General features: G+C 69.7%; 18 protein-coding genes. 10 read left to right on the plus strand and 8 right to left on the minus strand.

Annotation, left to right across the window (positions count from 1 at the left end):
- Positions 1–3 precede the first annotated feature (3 nt).
- The 3 genes from DMC61_RS30330 (at position 4) to DMC61_RS30340 (ending at position 3,214) form a co-directional block, all read left to right on the plus strand.
- A complete protein-coding gene (locus DMC61_RS30330; RefSeq protein ID WP_125693405.1) occupies positions 4–1,137 on the plus strand; it encodes a glycosyltransferase in 1,134 nt (377 codons plus the stop codon).
- Positions 1,134–2,366 (plus strand): RNA polymerase sigma factor, encoded by a 1,233-nt coding sequence (locus tag DMC61_RS30335; RefSeq protein ID WP_125693407.1) that lies wholly within the window; start codon positions 1,134–1,136, stop codon positions 2,364–2,366. The genes DMC61_RS30330 and DMC61_RS30335 overlap by 4 nt, the downstream gene beginning before the upstream one ends.
- A 74-nt stretch (positions 2,367–2,440) precedes the next feature.
- On the plus strand, positions 2,441–3,214 hold the full coding sequence (locus DMC61_RS30340; protein ID WP_125693409.1) for an alpha/beta fold hydrolase: 774 nt from the start codon (positions 2,441–2,443) through the stop codon (positions 3,212–3,214).
- Positions 3,215–3,273: 59 nt separating this feature from the next.
- Here DMC61_RS30340 and DMC61_RS30345 read toward each other — a convergent pair whose 3' ends face one another.
- Positions 3,274–3,765: a DUF1772 domain-containing protein gene (locus DMC61_RS30345; RefSeq protein ID WP_125693411.1), complete on the minus strand. Its 492-nt coding sequence runs from the start codon at positions 3,763–3,765 to the stop codon at positions 3,274–3,276.
- 32 nt (positions 3,766–3,797) lie between these two features.
- Positions 3,798–4,625: an NmrA family transcriptional regulator gene (locus DMC61_RS30350; protein WP_125693413.1), complete on the minus strand. Its 828-nt coding sequence runs from the start codon at positions 4,623–4,625 to the stop codon at positions 3,798–3,800.
- 80 nt (positions 4,626–4,705) lie between these two features.
- On the opposite strand from DMC61_RS30350, the gene DMC61_RS30355 reads away from it, so the two are divergent.
- The gene (locus tag DMC61_RS30355; RefSeq protein WP_125693415.1) at positions 4,706–5,644 is read left to right on the plus strand and encodes an AraC family transcriptional regulator; all 939 of its coding nucleotides are present in this window, start codon (positions 4,706–4,708) and stop codon (positions 5,642–5,644) included.
- On the opposite strand, the gene DMC61_RS30360 is transcribed toward DMC61_RS30355, so the two are convergent.
- Complete coding sequence (locus DMC61_RS30360; protein WP_125693417.1) at positions 5,623–6,576, minus strand: YafY family protein; 954 nt, start codon at positions 6,574–6,576, stop codon at positions 5,623–5,625. The two genes, DMC61_RS30355 and DMC61_RS30360, sit on opposite strands and share 22 nt — an antisense overlap.
- Positions 6,577–6,692: 116 nt before the next feature.
- Between DMC61_RS30360 and DMC61_RS30365 the strand changes: the two genes are divergently transcribed.
- A complete protein-coding gene (locus DMC61_RS30365; RefSeq protein ID WP_125693419.1) occupies positions 6,693–7,331 on the plus strand; it encodes an SDR family NAD(P)-dependent oxidoreductase in 639 nt (212 codons plus the stop codon).
- 5 nt (positions 7,332–7,336) lie between these two features.
- Here the strand turns inward: DMC61_RS30365 and DMC61_RS30370 are convergent, their stop codons facing one another.
- Positions 7,337–8,140 carry a pentapeptide repeat-containing protein gene (locus DMC61_RS30370; RefSeq protein ID WP_125693421.1) on the minus strand — a complete coding sequence of 268 codons (804 nt, stop codon included), beginning with the start codon at positions 8,138–8,140 and terminating at the stop codon, positions 7,337–7,339.
- Positions 8,141–8,443: 303 nt separating this feature from the next.
- Between DMC61_RS30370 and DMC61_RS30375 the strand changes: the two genes are divergently transcribed.
- The gene (locus DMC61_RS30375; RefSeq protein ID WP_125693423.1) at positions 8,444–9,583 is read left to right on the plus strand and encodes a S8 family peptidase; all 1,140 of its coding nucleotides are present in this window, start codon (positions 8,444–8,446) and stop codon (positions 9,581–9,583) included.
- Between the two features lie 81 nt (positions 9,584–9,664).
- Here DMC61_RS30375 and DMC61_RS30380 read toward each other — a convergent pair whose 3' ends face one another.
- Positions 9,665–10,531, minus strand: coding sequence for an SGNH/GDSL hydrolase family protein (locus tag DMC61_RS30380; protein ID WP_233595013.1), 867 nt, complete (start codon positions 10,529–10,531; stop codon positions 9,665–9,667).
- Between the two features lie 109 nt (positions 10,532–10,640).
- Between DMC61_RS30380 and DMC61_RS30385 the strand changes: the two genes are divergently transcribed.
- Positions 10,641–11,864: a helix-turn-helix domain-containing protein gene (locus DMC61_RS30385; protein ID WP_125693425.1), complete on the plus strand. Its 1,224-nt coding sequence runs from the start codon at positions 10,641–10,643 to the stop codon at positions 11,862–11,864.
- On the opposite strand, the gene DMC61_RS30390 is transcribed toward DMC61_RS30385, so the two are convergent.
- Positions 11,823–12,674: a helix-turn-helix transcriptional regulator gene (locus DMC61_RS30390; RefSeq protein WP_125693427.1), complete on the minus strand. Its 852-nt coding sequence runs from the start codon at positions 12,672–12,674 to the stop codon at positions 11,823–11,825. The genes DMC61_RS30385 and DMC61_RS30390 overlap by 42 nt on opposite strands.
- A gap of 85 nt (positions 12,675–12,759) precedes the next feature.
- Between DMC61_RS30390 and DMC61_RS30395 the strand changes: the two genes are divergently transcribed.
- Both DMC61_RS30395 and DMC61_RS30400 read left to right on the plus strand, forming a co-directional pair.
- Positions 12,760–13,539 (plus strand): SDR family NAD(P)-dependent oxidoreductase, encoded by a 780-nt coding sequence (locus DMC61_RS30395; protein ID WP_125693429.1) that lies wholly within the window; start codon positions 12,760–12,762, stop codon positions 13,537–13,539.
- A gap of 101 nt (positions 13,540–13,640) precedes the next feature.
- Positions 13,641–15,290, plus strand: coding sequence for a WXG100 family type VII secretion target (locus DMC61_RS30400; RefSeq protein ID WP_125693431.1), 1,650 nt, complete (start codon positions 13,641–13,643; stop codon positions 15,288–15,290).
- Between the two features lie 14 nt (positions 15,291–15,304).
- On the opposite strand, the gene DMC61_RS30405 is transcribed toward DMC61_RS30400, so the two are convergent.
- Positions 15,305–16,402 (minus strand): response regulator receiver protein, encoded by a 1,098-nt coding sequence (locus DMC61_RS30405; RefSeq protein ID WP_125693433.1) that lies wholly within the window; start codon positions 16,400–16,402, stop codon positions 15,305–15,307.
- A gap of 387 nt (positions 16,403–16,789) precedes the next feature.
- On the opposite strand from DMC61_RS30405, the gene DMC61_RS30410 reads away from it, so the two are divergent.
- On the plus strand, positions 16,790–17,977 hold the full coding sequence (locus tag DMC61_RS30410) for a tyrosine-type recombinase/integrase (protein ID WP_233595014.1): 1,188 nt from the start codon (positions 16,790–16,792) through the stop codon (positions 17,975–17,977).
- 10 nt (positions 17,978–17,987) lie between these two features.
- Here DMC61_RS30410 and DMC61_RS30415 read toward each other — a convergent pair whose 3' ends face one another.
- A complete protein-coding gene (locus DMC61_RS30415; protein WP_125693438.1) occupies positions 17,988–18,566 on the minus strand; it encodes a TetR/AcrR family transcriptional regulator in 579 nt (192 codons plus the stop codon).
- Between the last annotated feature and the right edge of the window lie 66 nt (positions 18,567–18,632).

Here is an 18,632-nt window from a genome sequence, read left to right on the forward strand (position 1 = left end):
GACATGCGTGTCCTGTTCACCTTCGCGGGCGGTAACGGCCACTTCCGGCCGCTGCTCCCCCTCGCCGACGCGCTCGCCGGGGCGGGGCACACGATCGCGTTCACCGGCGAGCCGCTGATGGTCCCGATCGTCGAGGCGGCCGGGTTCACCGCGTTCCCCTCGGGACCGAACCTCGGCAGTGATGGCGCACGCCGCCCGCTGCTCCCCGTCGACAGGGACCGAGAAGACAGCGACCTTCGTGACGGCTTCGTCCGCCGCACCGCGCCCCAGCGCGCGAAGGACGTCATGGCACTTTGCGAGAGCTGGGAACCGGATCTGCTCGTGTGCGACGAAGCCGATCACGGCGCGATGATCACCGCCGAACGGCGCGGCCTCCCGCACGCCACCGTCCTGGTGACCGCGGCCGGCGTCCTCATCCGCGCCGAACTGATCGACGACGCGCTCAACGAGGTCCGCGCCGCACACGGCCTCCCGCCGCAGCGAAATCTGGAGATGGCATACCACCACCTCGTGCTTTCCCCGTTCCCCGCGAGCTTCCGCGATCCCCGGTTCCCGCTGCCGCCGACCGCACGCCCGTTCCACAGCCCGCTTCCCGCTCGCGGACCGGCACCGGAGTGGCACGTCGAAGGGCGCCCCACCGTCTACTTCACCCTCGGCACCATCTTCAACACCGAATCCGGCGACCTGTTCGCCCGGGCACTGGCAGGACTGCGGGAGGTCGACGCGACCTGTGTGGTGACCGTCGGGAACCTCATCGACCCCGGCGAGTTCGGCCCGCAGCCCGAGCACATCCACCTCACGCGTTACCTTCCGCAGGACGAGGTCCTCCCGTACTGCGACGCCGTGCTCAGCCACGGCGGTTCGGGGAGCCTGCTCGGCGCGCTCGCCCACGGGCTGCCGATGGTGCTGCTCCCGATGGGCGCCGACCAGCCTCACAACGGCGATCGGGTCACCGAACTCGGGCTCGGCACCGTCCTCGACGTCATCGACGCGACACCGCAGGACATCCGCGACGCCGTGACCGCGGTGCTGGGGGAACCGTCCTACCGGGAGGCGGCCGGGCGGCTGCGGGACGAGCTCACCGCGTACCCGGCGCCGGAGAAGATCGTGCCGCTACTGGAAGGCCTGGTCGGATGAACACCGAACTCGACGCCGCGATCACGCGGGCGTTCCGTGAGGAGTCGGGACAGGTGATCGCCACCCTGATCCGCGTCACCGGCGACTGGGACCTCGCCGAGGAATGCCTCCAAGAGGCGTTCGCGCTCGCGTTGCGCACCTGGCCCCGCGACGGCGTCCCGGCGAAACCTGGCGCCTGGCTGACGACGACGGCACGCAACCGCGCCACCGACCGGATCCGGCGAGAGGCCGTCGGCGCGGCGAAACTGCGCGAGGCCGCCGAACTGCACGTCCCCGCCGAGCCGGAGTGGGACGAGAGCGGTGTCCACGACGACCGGCTCCGGCTGATCTTCACCTGCTGTCATCCCGCGCTGCCGCTCGAAGGTCAGGTCGCGCTCGCGTTGCGGACCCTGGCCGGGCTCACCACCGCCGAGATCGCCCGCGCCTTCCTCGTCTCCGAGGCGACGATGTCGCAGCGCCTGGTCCGGGTGAAGCGAAAGATCCGCACGGCGGGCATCCCGTATCGGGTCCCGCCAGCGGAACTGCTGCCCGAACGCACGGCCGCGGTGCTCGGGATGCTGTATCTGCTGTTCAACGAGGGCTACTCGGCCAGCGCCGGCACCGACCTGCTTCGGACCGACCTGTCCGCGGAGGCCATCAGGCTCGCCCGGATCCTCGCGAGCCTGATGCCGGGCGAACCGGAGGTCCTCGGATTGCTGGCCCTGCTGCTCCTGCACGACGCCCGCCGTGCCACCCGCGTCGACGACCAGGGCACGCTCATCTCGCTCGAAGACCAGGACCGCGACGGCTGGAACACCGCCGAGATCGCCGAGGGCACGGAACTGCTGGAGACCGCACTCCGTCGCGGTGCCGCCGGGCAGTACCAGATCCAGGCCGCCATCGCCGCCTGCCACGCGACGGCCGCCCGCGCCGCCGACACCGACTGGGCACAGATCGCCGCCCTCTACGGGGAACTGCTGCGTTTCGTGCCCTCGCCCGTCGTCGAACTGAACCGCGCGGTCGCCGTCGCCATGGCCGAGGGCCCCGAGGCCGGGCTCGAACTGGTCGACAAGCTCACCGCCGACGGTGCTCTCCCCGGATACCACCTGCTTCCCGCGACCCGCGCGGACCTGCTCCGGCGGCTCGACCGGCTCGACGAAGCCGCCGACGCGTACCGCGAGGCACTCGCGCTCGCCGGCACCGACGCCGAACGCGCCTACCTGTCGGGAAAACTCGCCGAAATCTCCTGACGCCCGGTTGTCTGTCCGCGGCGTCACCGTTCGTCGGTGGGCGACAAGTCCCGAAAAGAGGAAGGGGTCATCCGATGGCCGTTCTCGACGTCCCCGGCGCCCGGCTGCACCACACGGTGACCGGCAGCGGTCCGGTGCTGCTGTGCATTCCCGGTGGCGCGGCCGATTCCGCCATGTTCGCGCCGATCGCGAGCCTGCTCGCGGAGCACTACACGGTGATCACCTACGACCCGCGCGGGATCTCCCGCAGCACCCTCGACGACCCGGACGGGAAGCAACGGATCGAGGTGCACACCGACGACGCGCTGCGCCTGCTCGACAGCGTGAGCGCGGAACCGGCGGTGATCTTCGCGTCCAGCGGTGGGTGCATGCAGGCTTTCGATCTCGTCACTTGCCATCCCGGGCGGGTCAAGACCCTCCTGGCGCACGAACCCCCGCTGACGGCCCTGCTGCCGGGACAACCCGACGGTGACCCGGACGAGTTGCAGCGCCTTCATCGTGAACACGGCATCGAGGCGGCGATGGCGAAGTTCATGGCCGACGCCGGTTTCGAGATGGACTGGAGCGCGCTACCGCCGGAGATGCGGAAGAACATGGAGTTCTTCGTCGTGCACCTGATGAACATGATCGGGGACTACACCCCGGACTACGAAGCGCTGAAGGCGTCGGACACCCGGATCATCGTCGGCGTCGGGAAGGACTCGGCCGGGCAGCCCGCGCACGAGGCGGCGGTGCTCGCGGCCGCCCGGCTCGGCGTCGAGCCGGTCTACTTCCCCGGTGACCACGGTGGTTTCGCCGCCGAGGCCGCCGCGTTCGCTCCGCAACTTCTGGCGCTTCTCGACGCCTGATGTCAGGAAAGGGTCGTTCAAGACGTTTTTCGTCCTGAACGACCCTTTCCTGACACGCGTCAGGCGCGGACGTGCACGATCAGCCCGCCCACCAGAGCGCCGAAGCCGCCGATCGCGGCCAAGGTGCGGACGAGGTTCCACCGTTCCCAGACACCCTCGAACTTCGCCCGCAGCGCCGCGAAGTCGGTGCTGTCGCCGTCGAAACCCGCTTCGAGCGCGTTGTTCAACGGCACGTTGATCGCCATCGTCACGATCAGCATCACCAGCAGCAGGGCGAACCCCGCGATGAGCCACGGCAGCGCGGGCCGCGGTTCCGACCGGAAGTGCAACGCCGCCGCGACCGCCGCGAGCAGCGGAGCACCGCCGAAGCTCAGCCCGAACCAGCCGTTGAGGATCGCGATGTTGATCTCCCGCATCCCCGTCACGTACGTCCTGGCGTCCGCGCGCCCCAGCCCCGGCATCACCGAGCACGTGTAGGCGTAGAACAAGCCGGCGATCAACCCCGCCGTGATGACGGCCGCGATCAGGACGATCTCGCTCAGCGTCGCCATTCCTGTCGCCTCCCTTCCGATTCCAGCTCGTCTCATCGATTCCAGACCCCAGTGGCCGCAGCTTTCGCTGCGTATTCGGAGAAGTCCCTCGCGGGCCTGCCCAGCACCCGCTCGACGTCGCCGGTGAGCGAGGAGTTCCGGCCGTCGAGGATGCGCGTGAACAGGTCGGTCAGGCCCTCGATCTCCTCCTCCGGCACGCCCTGTTCGGCCGCTCCCGCGGCGAATTCCGCGGCGGAGACCGGAACGTACCGGACATCCCGCCCGGAAGCCTTGCCGATTTCCGCCGCCGCGTCCGCGAAACCCAGCAACCGGGGACCGGTCAGCTCGTACACCTCACCGGCGTGCCCGTCGGTGGTCAGCGCCGTCACCGCCACGTCGACGATGTCCTCGACGTCGACGAACGGCTCGGTCACCGCCCCGGCGGGCAGCACGATCTCCCCGGCGAGCACCGGTTCCAGCAGGAAGTGCTCACTGAAGTTCTGCGCGAACCAGCTGGCCCGCACGACCGTCCACTCCGCACCGGAGTCCCGGACACCCTGTTCGCTGACCACGGCTTCCTCTTCGCCGCGGCCGGACAGCAGGACCAGCCGCCGGACACCGTGGTCCACCGCCAGCTTGGAGAAGTCGCGGATCGCCTCAGCGGCACCGGGGAAGGCGAGGTCGGGGTAGTAGGTCAGGTAGGCGGCGCCGATCCCGGTGACCGCGGCCGTCCAGGTCGAGCGGTCGTCCCAGTCGAACGCCGGCCGCGAGGCTTTCCGGACGTCGATCCCGAGGTCGGTCAGCCGCTGCGCGACCCGGCTCCCGGTCTTGCCCGTCGCGCCGAGGACCAGGACCGTCTCGTTGTTCGTCGTGTTCGTCATGGCACTAGTCAAACGCCTGCAGATGAGACGGAACATAGTTCAAAGGCTCTATTCCATGTTTCATCGTCTACACTTGCGGCATGGATCCCCTCGCCGGTCTGCTCGACGGCCCCCGCGCCCGCGGCGCCTTCCTGCTGAAGTCGGTCATGACCCCGCCGTGGTCGCTGCGGATCGAGGACGAGGCGCCGCTGACGGTGATGGCGCAGGTGCGCGGCGAGTCCTGGGTGGTACCCGACCACGGGGACGCCGTCCGCCTCGGCGCCGGAGACATCGCCATCGCCCGCGGTCCGGATCCGTATCTCGTCGCCGACGACCCGGCCACCCCACCGCAGGCGATGATCCTGCCGGGACAGAAATGCCTGACCCCGGACGGGAAACACCTCACCGAGCTGTCGGATCTCGGCGTCCGCACCTGGGGCGACGATCCGGACGGCCCCGTCGTCCTGCTCACCGGCACCTATCCGCTGGAGGGCGAAATCAGCAAACGGCTCCTCAACGCGCTTCCGTCGTTGCTGGTCGTCCGGGACGAGGAGTGGGACAACCCGCTGGTGACGCTGCTCGCCGGCGAGATCGTCAAGGACACGCCCGGCCAGGAAGCCGTCTTGGACCGCGTGCTCGACCTGCTTCTGGTCGCCGCGTTGCGGACCTGGTTCGACCGGCCCGACGCCGCGGCACCCGCCTGGTATCGCGCACACAGCGATCCGGTCGTCGGACGCGCGCTGAAACTGTTGCAGCACAAGCCTTCCGAGCCGTGGACGGTGGCGAGCCTCGCGGCCGACACCGGGGTGTCCCGGGCCGCGTTCGCCCGGCGGTTCACCGCCGCGGTCGGCGAGCCGCCGATGGCCTACCTCGCCGGCTGGCGGATCGCGCTCGCCGCGGATCTTCTGCGTCAGCGTCCCGACGTCACGATCGGCGCGGTCGCGCGACAGGTCGGCTACGGCAGCTCGTTCGCGCTCAGCACCGCGTTCAAACGCGAACACGGCGTCAGCCCGCAGGGTTACCGCGCGGGCGTCGCGTAACGCTCGACCAGTTCCGCGCCGATGCGGGCGAGTTCCTCCTGGACCGACTCCGGGCCCAGCACCTCGATCATCGAGCCCCAGCCCGCGAGCTGCTGCGCGATCATCCACGCCACCGGCGCTGACACCGTCACCCGCACGCGCCCGTCTTCGAGCGTCTCCTCGACACGTGCCTGCCGTCCGAAATGGTCCTGGAGGATCGGCAGATGCCGTTCGGCGATGAGCACGGTCGCATCCAGCCCCGAACGACGTTGCTCGACCCGGTCGACCACCTGCTCCCAGGCCCGCGACAGTTCGAAATCGTCCGGCTGTCCCGCGGGCAGGTCGCTGACCTCGGCGTCGGACATGCGATCGACGCGGAACGTGCGCTGCCCCTTCTCGGTGCCCGCGATGAGGTACCAGATGTCGTCCTTGTCCACGAGCCCCCAAGGCTCGACGACCCGCTCCACCGGTTCCGCGCCCTTCTTCGCGTAGCCGAACCGGACCTTGCGGCGGCGCACGATCCCGGACTGCAGCACGGTGAGCAACTCGGGCCGCTCCTTCTCCCACTCACCCCACCGCGACGGATCGACGACGACCGCATCCGCCGCGGCCTGCGCGTCGGCACGGAACGTGTCCGGCAGGGCCCGGACCAGCTTCCGCAGCGCGGATTTCACCTCGGGTGAGATCGACGCGGCCGGACCGGCGAGCAGGAACAGCGCCTGAGCCTCCGACGCCGACAGTCCACTGAGGTCGGTCCGCGCGCCGCCGACGAGCGACCATCCGCCGCCCCGGCCGGGCTGCGGGTACACCGGGACACCCGCGGCCGACAGCGCCTCGAGGTCACGCCGGGCGGTGGCGACCGAGATCTCCAGCTCGTCCGCCAGTTCGGAAGCCGTGACGCGGCCACGCGCCTGCATCAGCAGGAGGGTGGCCACCAGGCGATCGGCACGCATGGCGCCCAGTCTCGCAGGCAAACCGCTCACCCGGTGAACACTTTGCGGCGCGGACTTGACCTTCACACCGATGTCAGGCCCTACGGTCACCGCACCCCACCCAGAAGGAGAAGCACATGGCAGGCGCAGTGATCATCGGCGCGGGACCGGGCATCGGCCGCTCGGTCGCGCACCGCTTCGCCAAGGAAGGGCTGCCGATCACCCTGCTGGCCCGCCGGCAGGCGACCCTGGAACCGCTGGCCGCCGAGCTCGGGACCGCGCTGCCGCTCACCGCCGACGTCACTGACGAGACTTCCCTCAAAGCCGCACTCGACACCGCCGCGCGGGAGCACGGCGCACCCGACGTCGTGGTCTACAACGCCGCGATCATCCAGGCCGACACCCCCGGCGAGCTGTCCGTCGAACGGCATCTCGCGGCGTGGTCGGTCAACGTCGTCGGAGCGATCACCACCGCCGCCCACGTCGCTCCGGGGATGGCCGAGCGCGGATCGGGCACGATCATCGTGACCGGCGGGATGCCCGACGCCGTACCCGCCTACACGAGCCTCTCGCTCGGGAAAGCGGGCGTACGAGCGCTGGTTTCCTTGCTGGACAAGGAATTCGGTCCCTCAGGAGTGCACGTCGCCACGGTGACCGTCGCCGGTCCCGTCGCGAAGGGCACCCCGTTCGACCCCGACGACATCGCCGAGCACTACTGGCGCCTGCACACCCAGGCACGAGGCGACTGGGAGCAGGAAATCGTCCACACGGGGTAGCGGGCCTACCAGTGCGCCGGATGGGACAGCGAGTCCGGCAGTTTCGTCGTCGCGTCGCCCTTAGCCGCGTCCAGTTGCGACTGGAGCAGGAAGAGCGCGTCCCGGAAATCCGCGCCGCGCAGGTCGGCGTCCCGCAGGTCCGCCCCGGTGACGTCGGCCTGCCGGAGATCGGCTCCCCGCAGGTCCGCGCCGATCAGATACGCCCCTCGCAGCAGCGCGCCACGCAGATTCGATCCCTTGAGCTTCGCACCGATGAGGTCGGCGCCGCGCCGGTCCTTCTTCTTACCCGGCACCGCGGCGCGGGCGAGTTCGCTCGCGCGCAGCAGCAGCCCGTTCACCGCGCCCCGATGCGAGTGGACGTCCAGTTTGCGCAGCACGCCGGGCGTGTCCAGCGTCATCCGCTCGGTCCGGTCGATCATCTCGGCCAGGTCGTCACGGATGGGCGCGGACGTCGGCAGCGAAGCCGCCTCGGTGAGGTAGTAGAGCAGTTCCTGCAGATCCCGCATGACCGGGAAGACCGCGAACATCGTTTTCGCCGTCTTCGGTGACTTCCGCCAGTCCTCACCGGCGAAGGTGACCTGGGAGACCTTCTGGCCCGCGCCGAAGCAGTCGTAGACCGTGCAGCCGGTGAAGCCCTTCTTGCGGAGCTTGTCGTGGATGCCGCACCGGGAGTCCTCGCCCAGGTTCGGGCACGCCTGGCCCGCCGGTTTGGTGATCGCGAAGTCGGCCGAAGCCGCGAAGGCCGGGACGACACAGCACAGGCCGAAGCAGTTCTCGCAGTCGGCTCGCAGGCTGGAAAGGGCTGGCACGGTGGTTCGGACTCCAGAAGCTCGGCAAGGTGTTCCAGCCACAGGGTACGGAGCGCACTTTCCGTGCAGGGCACCCGCCGCCAATGGCCGCCAGACGAAGGTCGGGCCCTGCCCCATTCAGTCGATTCGGACATGTCACGCGCTCAATAACCTCGATCCCCGTGGGATTCGGCAGGTGCCGTCCCATGCGGTCGAGCTGGACCGCCTTTCCGCCGCTGTGGTCTTGACCGGCCGGTCCCCTGCGAACGACAGGACGAACACATGCGAGAGACGAGACAAGCGCGTTGGCTGTCACGTGCCGGAATGGCGAGCGCGGTCGCGGTGGCGATCAGCGTCACCGCCGCTCCCGCTCAAGCCGCCGAAGGACAGATCCTCGCCGCGGGATCCGCCGGAGCGATCCCGAACAGCTACATCGTCACGCTGAAGGACACCGGCGTCGTCGCCGCGCTGGCGAACCGCTTCGGCGCGAAGGTGGAGCAGATCTACAGCAGCTCGCTCAAGGGCTTCTCCGCGACGCTGTCGGAACGGCAGGCCAAGCGGCTCGCCGCCGACCCGTCGGTGGCCTCGGTCGAGCAGAACCAGGTCGTCCACGCCGACGCGACCCAGACCAACCCGCCCTCCTGGGGCCTCGACCGCGTCGACCAGCGCAACCTCCCGCTCGACAACAAGTACAGCTACACCAGCACCGGCGCGGGCGTGAACGTCTACGTCATCGACACCGGCCTGCGGATCAGCCACCAGACCTTCGGCGGCCGCGCCCGCAACGGCTACGACTTCGTCGACAACGACGCCGTCGCGCAGGACGGCAACGGCCACGGCACCCACGTCGCCGGCACCATCGCCGGTTCGCAGTACGGCATCGCCAAGGGCGCGACCGTCTACGGCGTCCGCGTGCTCAACAACTCCGGCAGCGGCACCACCGCCGGGGTCATCGCGGGTATCGACTGGGTCACCAGCAACCACGTCAAACCGGCCGCGGCCAACATGAGCCTCGGCGGCGGCGCCTCCAGCACGCTCGACGACGCCGTCCGCCGGTCGATCGCCGCGGGCGTCACCTACGGCGTGGCCGCCGGGAATTCCAACTCGAACGCGTCGGGCTTCTCCCCCGCCCGCGTGACCCAGGCGATCACCGTCGGCTCGGCCACCAACACCGACGCGCGCTCCAGCTTCTCCAATTACGGCAGCGTCGTGGACATCTTCGCGCCGGGCACGAACATCACGTCGTCGTGGAACACCAACGACACCGCGACGAGGACCATCAGCGGCACCTCGATGGCGACCCCGCACGTGGTCGGCGTCGCGGCCCGTTTCCTGCAGAACAACAAGACCGCCACGCCCGCGCAGGTGGCCACCGCGCTGATCAACGCGGCCACGCCGGGCAAGGTGACCAACCCGGGCTCCGGTTCGCCGAACCGGCTCCTGTACTGGGCGCCGACCGCCTGACCTGAGTCCTCGTGGATGTCATGAAAGGGTCGTTCCTGACGTTTTTCGTCAGGAACGACCCTTTCATGACACTCGACGGCGCTACAGCACCTTCCGGATACTCGGCACCACCGCCGCGAGCCCGGCGGCGTTCGGGTGCAGCGGGGCGAAGCTGTTGTTCACCACCGACGGGATGAGCCCTTCGATCCACTTGACACCGATCGGCTGGCAGGCGTCGTGCCCGATGCTCGGCGTCCGGATGTCGACGTACTTCGCACCGTGCGCGGCGGACTGCTCGGCCATCCGCGCGTTGAGCCGGTCGATGTTGGCCTGGATGTAGTCGGCGTCCTGCGGCAAGACCGGGACGAGCGGCCAGCAGCCGCCGGATTTGATCCCGGTCGGGTAGCCGACCATGACGATCTCGGCCCGCGGGGCGCGCTGGCGGATCTGCTCGATGACCGTGCCGTAGGTCGCGGCGAAGGCGTCGATCTTGGTGGCGTACTTGTCCACCCCGCCCGTGGTGTTGGCCGCCTTGCACGACGCGCCCACCGGCAGCAGGTTCACACACGAGGTCGCGAGCCCGACCAAGCCGACGTCGTTGCCGCCGATGCCGACGGTCACCAGTGTCGTGTCGGCCGAGAGCGCGTCGTACTGCGGCGGGTTCGTGCCGGAAATGATGCCCTTTTGCGGATTCGAGAAATGGGATGTGGTCGCGGCACCACAGGTGACGTCGCGCAGCTCGTCGACGTCGATCTGCTTCGCCAGCAGACCGGCGTAGTTGATCGCCGACCGGGCGCAGGTGAACAGATCGGACTGCGGCAGGACCACCGAGCCCGCTGAGAACGAGTCACCCATCGCGACGTACACCTGCCGCTCCGCCGCGGCGAGGGCCGGTGTCCCGATTCCGACGAGGGTCAGTGCGGTGCCCGCCACCGCGGCGATCCGGGCGAGTCTTCCCCAGCGTGTCATGCCGCCTCCTGCATGCGTCGTCGAATGCCGCGATCAGCGTCCGCCGCGCCGGGGAGAACCACTAGAACGGAGGCGCGCGTTCTTGATCGGAGTTTTGTAGGTTCCCTCTATGACGAAGGCGTCGGCACAGCCCTGGCGCAGGCTCGACGCCTCGGTGCTGACCCGGCTGGAGCCCGACACCGCCGCGATCGCGTCCGCCGCGATGGACCAGGTCCGTGCCGGGCTGCGGACCCCGCTCGACGACCGGACGGCGGCGAACCTTCAAGTCACCCTCGACGTCGCGTTGCACGCCTTCTTCAGCGAGATCGGCCACCCCGACGTCACCACCGACCGGGAGCTCTACCGCGCGCAAGGCCGGGCGCAGCACACCGCGGGCCGCAGTCTCGAAGAGATGCTCGGCTTCTACCAGTCCGCCGCGCTGGGCGTCTGGCGGCAGCTGACCTCGGCGGCGCCGGCGGTGGATCTGCCGACCCAGGCGATCGTCGAACTCGGTGAGGCGCTTTTCGCCTTCATCGCCGAACTCTCCGCCGCGGCGGCCGACGGGTACGCCGAAGCCCGCTCACAGGCGGCGCGGGCCGGGCAGGCACGGCGGGACCGGCTCCTGGGTCTCCTGCTCGCCGAGCCGGCCGCGTCCCGGGACCTGCTCGACGACGCCGCGAGCCAAGCCATGTGGGTCCTGCCCGGCAGGCTCGTCGTCGCCGTCACCAGCGCCGACGTCGCCCCGCAGCTGCTGGACCGGATGCCGGGGCGGGTGCTGGTCGGCCGTCACCACGACCTGACCGCCGTGGTCATGCCCGCCGACCGGCTCGAGTGGTACCTCGGCCGCCTGCGGGACCTGCTCGGCCACGACCAGGCCGGGGTGGGCCCGATCGTGCCGCTCCGCTCGGCCGCGCTCAGTGCCCGCCGGGCGAGCGCGCTGTGGCGGCTGACCCGCACCGGCGCGCTCGGCGACAGTCCCCTCGTCCACACCACCGAGCACCGCATCGATCTGCTGCTGACCGCCGATCCCGAACTCGCCGCCGAGTTCTCGAAAGACGTCCTCGCGCCGTTGGCCGGTCTCCCGGAACCGGCACGGCAACGGCTCACCTCGACCCTCGCCGCCTGGCTCGCACGTCCTGATCAGCCGCAGGCGATCGGCGTCGAACTGCATGTCCACGTCCAGACCGTCCGCTACCGGATCCGGCAGTTGCGGACGTTGTTCGGCGGCACGATCGACGATCCGGCCGGCCGCTTCGCGCTCGCGATCGCACTCAGGATCGACCCGCTGGTATCGAGGGAACCTACAAAACCATCAGAGCGGAGCGTTCATCCGCTGCGTCCCGACGACCGATAGCAGCCGCAACGCGTTCTCCGACGGAGTGCCGGGGTCGGCGGTGTAGATCACGACCTGCTGGTCACGGTCGCTGATGTCGAGGACGTCGCAGTTCACGCTGACCGGGCCGACCACCGGATGCCGGAACGTCTTGCACAGCGTGGGCGCGGCGCACACGTCGTGCGCGGCCCACAGGCGGGCGAATTCCTCACTGCCGTCGAGGAGTTCCCGGATCAGGCCGGCGACTTCGGGGTCGTCGGGATACCGGGCGGCGGTGGCCCGCAGGTTCCGGACCGCGCTCGCCGCGAACTCGTCCACATCGGACACCCCGTACAGCCGCCGCCCCTCCGGCCGCGGCCCGAGGAACGCGCGGCGCACGAGGTTGCGGTCCCGCCGCGGCAGCGCGGAGAAGTCCTCCATCAGCGCCGCGGCGAGGTCGTTCCAGGCGAGCACCTCGTAGGTCGCCGACAGCACGATCGCCGCCGCCTGCGGAAGGCGGTGCAGCAGCGCGAGAATGCTCGGCCGGACCTCCCGTGACGGGCCGGGCGGCGGCCCCGGCGGCGCGCCGGCGAGGTGGTGCAGGTGATCCCGTTCCACATCGGACAGACGAAGTGCCCTGGTCAGCCCGCTCAGTACCTCACGCGAGGGCCGTGGACCGCGGGCCTGCTCCAGGCGCGTGTAGTACTCGGTCGAGATGTACGCCAGCTGCGCCACCTCCTCGCGCCGCAGTCCTGGGGTGCGGCGGCGGGGCCCGGCGGGAAGGCCGACGTCGGCGGGCGTGATTCGCTCGCGCCTGCTGCGCAGGAACTCGGCCAGTTGTCGTCTGTCCACCACTCCAGTGTGGACGATGGCGGTCCGCCAGCCAGGTACCGTCGATGCCTGGATAAGCACCGAGGCCGGGAGAACTCTCGGTGCCATGACCAACACAACGATTGTTTCGGGCCTGCTCGACGGCAAGGTCGCCTTCGTCACCGGGGCCGGCCGCGGGATCGGTGACGCCGCCGCGCGGCTGTTCGCCAGGGAAGGCGCCCGCGTCGTGCTCGCCGCCCGCACCGAGTCCCAGCTGAAGGCCGTGGCCGAGGAGATCCGCGCGGAGGGCGGCGTCGCCGACCATGTGGTGTGCGACCTCGGCGACGCGTCGAGCATCCGCGCGGCCGTCGACCGCACGGTGGAGCTGCACGGCAGGCTCGACGTCGCGTTCAACAACGGCGCGACCAACGTGCCGCCCGGCCCGATGCACCAGGTGACCGAGGCCGATTTCGACCACATTTACGCGGTGAACCTGAAGGGTCCGTGGCTGGCGATGGTCGCCGAGATCGAGGCGATCCGGGCCACCGCGAAGACCGGGGCCATCGTCAACAACACCAGCGTCGGCAGCCTGATGGCCAACCCGGAGCTCCCCGCGTACGGCGCGATGAAACGCGGCGTCAACAGCCTCACCGCCTCGGCCGCCACCACTTACGGTCCGGAAGGGATCCGGATCAACGCCGTCGCGCCCGGCACGACGCTGACGGAGATGTTCAACGAGTGGGTCGAGAGCTCGCCGGACATCCTGCAGCGGCTCAACGCCCAGACCCCGCTGGGACGTGTGGCCGAGCCCGAGGAGATCGCGCAGGCCGCGGCGTGGCTGCTGAGCGATCGCGCCTCCTACGTGACCGGGACGGTCCTGCGGGTGGACGGCGGCATGCTGTCCTGAACCCCGGGCAGGGGTGGGTGATGCGGGGGAACCGGCGTCGGCCTTCCGGCGTCTGAACGCGCACGACCCACCCTGACCTGGGGTTGCCCGAGGAGAAGCCGATGCCGTTCCTGAATCCCGAACCGCTCTACGCCAAGCTCACGTCGGGGGACGCGGCGGGCATCGCCGAAGTCGGCGCCACCATCGCCGACGCCAAGACGTCGTTGCAGACCGTGGCGGACGGGATCTCCGACGGCGCGCTGCGAGCGGCCAAGTCCTGGCGCGGCAGGGCGGCGGCGGAGTTCGTCGGCAAGGCGAAGCAGTCCTCGCACACCGTCGCCGAGGTATATGCCCAGCTCAACACCGCAGAGGCCGCGGTCAAAGGTGCCGCGAAGGCGTACTCGGCGCTACGGACGTCAGCCGACACCGCCATCGGACCCTGGCGCAAGCTCGGCCTGACCGACCTCCTCGAAGCGCCGGAGATCGCGATGAAGACGATCCGCGCGCTGACCGTCGCCCAGCAGACCTACGAAAGCAGGCTCACCGCGCTCGCGGCCACGACCGACGGCGGCGGAAGCGAGGGCTGGGACAGCGACGGCAACGCTGACATCAGCGGCGTCAACCCAGGCGAGCCGTGGACCTCCCAAGGCCTGGCCTACGACGGTGAGAACCTGTTGCTGGGCTCGTACCACGACGGTGATGGAGACGGCTCCGGCGACAACCCTGTCGGCCCCGGACTGACGCCGAGCAGGCTGACCTACGTCGACTACGAGAGCGGAGTGGAAACAGGGAACGTCTACCTCAACGGCAACGGCGAGGTCGGCGCGCCCACCCACACCGGCGGTGTCGCGACGGACGGCAAGCACGTCTGGGTGTCGTCCAACGGATACGTGTACGTCTACGACAAGGCCGAACTCGACGCCGCGCAGAACAGCGGAAAACCGGTCGACGCCGTGGACGTGGTCGACACGCCCGCCCACAGCTACGTCACCTACGCGCAAGGCAAACTCTTCGTGGGCGACTACGGCAACAACCGGCTCTACGAAGTCCCTGTCGGCCCGGACGGTTCACCCCGGCCGGACGAGGCAGGGGATCCGATCGAGACACCGAACAACGTCCAGGGCGTCGTGGTGCGCGACGACGAGTTCATCTTCTCGTCCTCCGATGGGCACAGCGGCAAGTTCTACCGACAGGACCGGACGCCGGAGTGGTACGACTTCAACGATCGCGAAGAGATCGAGCTGAAGGGCGGCGAGCCGGGCAACGAAGACGGCTACGACTCCCACGGCGTCGAAGAGGCCGTGGAGATCGACGGGGAGATCGTGCTGGCGCACGAATCCGGCGCCTACGGCTACCAGAAGAACCCGGGCTCGAAGTGGGACGAACCGGAGCTGACCAGGATCTCCCTGGACGAACTCGGTCTCGACCCCGACGGCGCGCTCTCCCCCGGCGACGCCGGATACGAAACCGATCCCGACTCGCTCGTCGGTGCCGCGGGCGTGCTGGACGGCGCGACGTCGACGTTGAGCACCGCGGCCGGCGCGATGTCGCGGCTGCAACTGGTGCCGCATCTGCTCGGCGACGTGCCGGCGGCCACCACCTTCAGCGACACGCTCACCAAGTACGTCACGGCGGCGGGCGACCGGCTGACGGCGGGAGTGGAAGCGGTGGGCGGCATCGCGGACAGCCTGGTCACCGGGGCGGACACGTACCGGCGCGTCGAGGACGGAGTCAAGGAAGGGCTGAACAAGCTCGGCGGCCTGATTCCGTAGACCGCTTCCGGCGATCACTCGGGTGACTTCGGGGCTGTTTCGCCGTCGCCGAGGAGAATCGTCAGAAGGTCTTGCCGCAGTGCCGTCGACGGTTCCTCCGTCGCGGCGAGGGCACGGTGACGGATGAGGGCCAGCGTCCTCGCAGCCTGGTCGCGCGATACCAGGGATTCGGTGATCTGCTGCTGAGCCGCGGCGAGTTGCCCGCGCGTGGCGGTCAGCTCAGCCTGAACGTCCGCGAGCTGTGCTCGGGATGCGGTTTCGTGTGCGGTTCGCTCGGTGAGAGCCTCCTGGTAGCGGGCATCGAGGGCTCGGAGTTGCTCCCGCACGGCGTCCACCTCCGCGGTCAGCTCGCGCTTCTGCGTTTCCAGGAGCCGCTCCCACGTCTTCCGACGCTCGTCCGATTCGGCCAACGCCGTCCGTGCGGCATCGCGCTCCGCGGTCCGCGTCGCCAGCTCCTCGCCACGAGCGGCGAGCGTGGCAGCCAGCTTGTCGGCGCGAGCTCGCTGTTCGTCCGCCTCCTCGGTGACTTCCTTCGCGCGCTGGGTGATCACCGCGGTGGCCGACTCCGCTTTCGCTTGAGCCAGTTGGGCGGCTGTCCGTGCCTCGATCGCCTCTTCCGCGGTCGCCGTGGCCAGAAGCTCGGCCTGCTGAGCCGTTCGAGCGGCTTCCTTCGCTGCCTCGGCGGCGGCTTCGGCCTCTGCTGCTCGTGACAGTGCGGCGTCCCGTTGCCGGTCGGCTTCTGCCGCGGCTTCGTGGGCGGCGTCGGCTTGACCGACGGCCGCCGCGATCTCGTCCCGCAGATGAGCGGTGACCGCGTCGAGCGCGTTGCTCAACGTACGGAGAGGGACGGTGAGCGCGCTGGCGGCTTGATCGAAGGCCTGCCCGGCGTCCGTCAGCGCCGCCGACGGCACACCCTCGTCGCCCAGCGCCTCCCGTAGAGCCTGCTCGGCCGCGGCCAGCTGCTTGCAGCTCTTCCCGCCGGGCCACGTCCGGTCCGGGCAGAACTCGTACGGCCTTCCGCCGCGCGGCCCGGGCGGAGGCAGCGGCTCCCGGCACTTGCGAAACCCGCATCGCGCCTGCTCCGGCGCCTGTTCCTCCGCATGCTCGACCATGAGCGAAGCATACCTTGTCAGTTACATAACCTCTAACCCACGTATCAATATCTTTAACTTCAACCTAACTTAGCTACAGAAGATGCATTTTGTAGCTAAGTTCAGATTCAGCTCTCATGTCTTCCGAAACCGGCCGTGACCCCCCTGAAACGGGTCCGATTGGCCGACCTGAAAACGCGTTTGCCGTTACCGCCGGTAACACGTTCTGTCGGGCATGTCAGATGCCCGCCCCGTTTCGTCACGGTGACGATGGGCTCGGTTCCTGCGTTCTCGTGTACCTGGCACAACCACTACGGTGATCCGCATGATCGACCGGAGCCCGGAGGGCAGCCGACAGTGAAACTCCTGTCCGGCCTCGATTCCACCGTCGTCTCCCCCGGAGAAACCGTGGGAGACGACGAAGTCTGGCCGGGAGTCGCGGATCCGGCCGGTCTGCTTTCCGGCATCACCGAGTGGCTGACCGGATACGGCAACCACCAGACCCGCCGCACCTACGCGGAAGGTCTTGGACTGCCCGTGACCACCGCCGACATCGGCGCCTGGCTGCGGCCGCGGACCGGCGCCCAGGATCAGTGGGCCGACGCCGTGGCCGACTACGCCCAGGCCGTCATCATCCCGCCGGCGGCCAGTCCGGCGGGCAAGGCTGGACCTCCCCCAGCGAGCCGGGGCCGGTTACGGGCCTGCCATTGGCTGCGGTGGTGCGCGGCCAACGGGGTGGACCCGGCGGTGGCGACATCGGCACAGGTGAAGACGTGGCTGAGGGATCTGGAGTCGGCGGGAGCGGCGCCGTCGACGCGGGACCGGATGCTGGCGACAGTGAAGACCATGTACTCGTCGCTGGCCGACGCGGGTCTGGTGGCGGCGAATCCGGCGGCGCTGGACCGGAGGCGGCTGGGGCTGACCGCGGCGGCGGCGAGCACGTCGACGACGGTCACCTTGACGACCCGGCAGGTCGCAGCATTGCACCAGGCGGCAGGAACACCGCGGCGAGGCGCGAGTCCCTGCGATGTCGCGCGCTCGGTCGCGATCGTCGCGTTGTTCACGCTCGGACTGCGGGTCAGCGAGCTGTGCGGGCTCGACGGCGCCGACCTGCACGTGACCCGGGGGCGGCGGGCGCTTCGCGTACACGGTAAAGGCGGGAAGGTCCGCATCGTCTATCTGAGCGTGCCCGCAGAGCGCGCGCTGATGGACTATCTGGCGCTGCGCACGGACGATACTGGGACCGAGGTGGCGACCAGTGCGGGCCGTCGCACCCGGAGCTCGGATCTACCCCTGCTGGTGACCCGTGGCGGACGCCGGTTCTCCCGGCAAGCGATCTGGCAGCTCCTGCGCCGTATCGCCGCGGCCGGCGGCCCGGACCTGGCCGACGTCGCCGAGGCGATGCACCCCCACGCGCTTCGGCACTTCTATGTGACCGCCGCGGTCGAGGCCGGAGCCTCGCTTGAACACGTGCAGGCCGACGTGGGGCACGCCAGCATCGACACCACCAGCGGCGTCTACGACCACGCGGCCCGTGACCCGGCGCGCAGCGCGGTCGACCTCGTCGCCGACGCCTGGCACGTCGAGGGCGCCTGACCTGGTCCTGTCAGCCGAGGGACGCGCTCGCGGCGCGCAGTTCGTCGAGAGCCTTCAGCAGGTAGGTGGCGAAGTCGTCCTCGGGAGGGCGATCACCTTCGGACCATTCGGCGTACCCCCGCTTGAAAGCGAGGACTCCGAGTTCACTGGCGAGGGCGGCCGTCGGATCGGGCACGCCGCGGGCAACGAGGGCGGTGGTCATGACGGCGGCGAGGCTGACACTCTTGAGGGCGTCTCGTTCCTGAAGCTCGGCGCTCGCGGCGACCGCGGCCTTCAGTCGCGGGGCGATCTCCCGGCTCATCGGGCCCATCGCGGTCGACGCGCGGACGAGACCCGCGGCGACCGCCTCGAGCGGACTGGCTTCGGCGGGCGCCTCGGCGATCCCTTCGGCCAGTAGCCGGCTCAGCGTTTCCTGTCCGGCGACCAGCAGTTCCCGTTTGTCGGGGAAGTGCCGGAAGAAGGTGCTCTTGGTGACGCCCGCACGCTCGGCGATCTGCACGACCGTCGTGGCGTCGTAGCCCTGCTCGGTGAACAGGTCGACGGCCGCCACGACGAGGCGTTCGCGCGCGTCCGGCTCCCATCGGCCCATGGGGCCCATTCTATGTGATGGGACTCTTGTCCCGTCACGCTGGTATGGTGATGAGACAAGAGTCCC

The sequence above is a fragment of the Amycolatopsis sp. WAC 04169 genome (assembly GCF_003947535.1).
In the GTDB taxonomy this organism is placed as follows: domain Bacteria; phylum Actinomycetota; class Actinomycetes; order Mycobacteriales; family Pseudonocardiaceae; genus Amycolatopsis; species Amycolatopsis keratiniphila.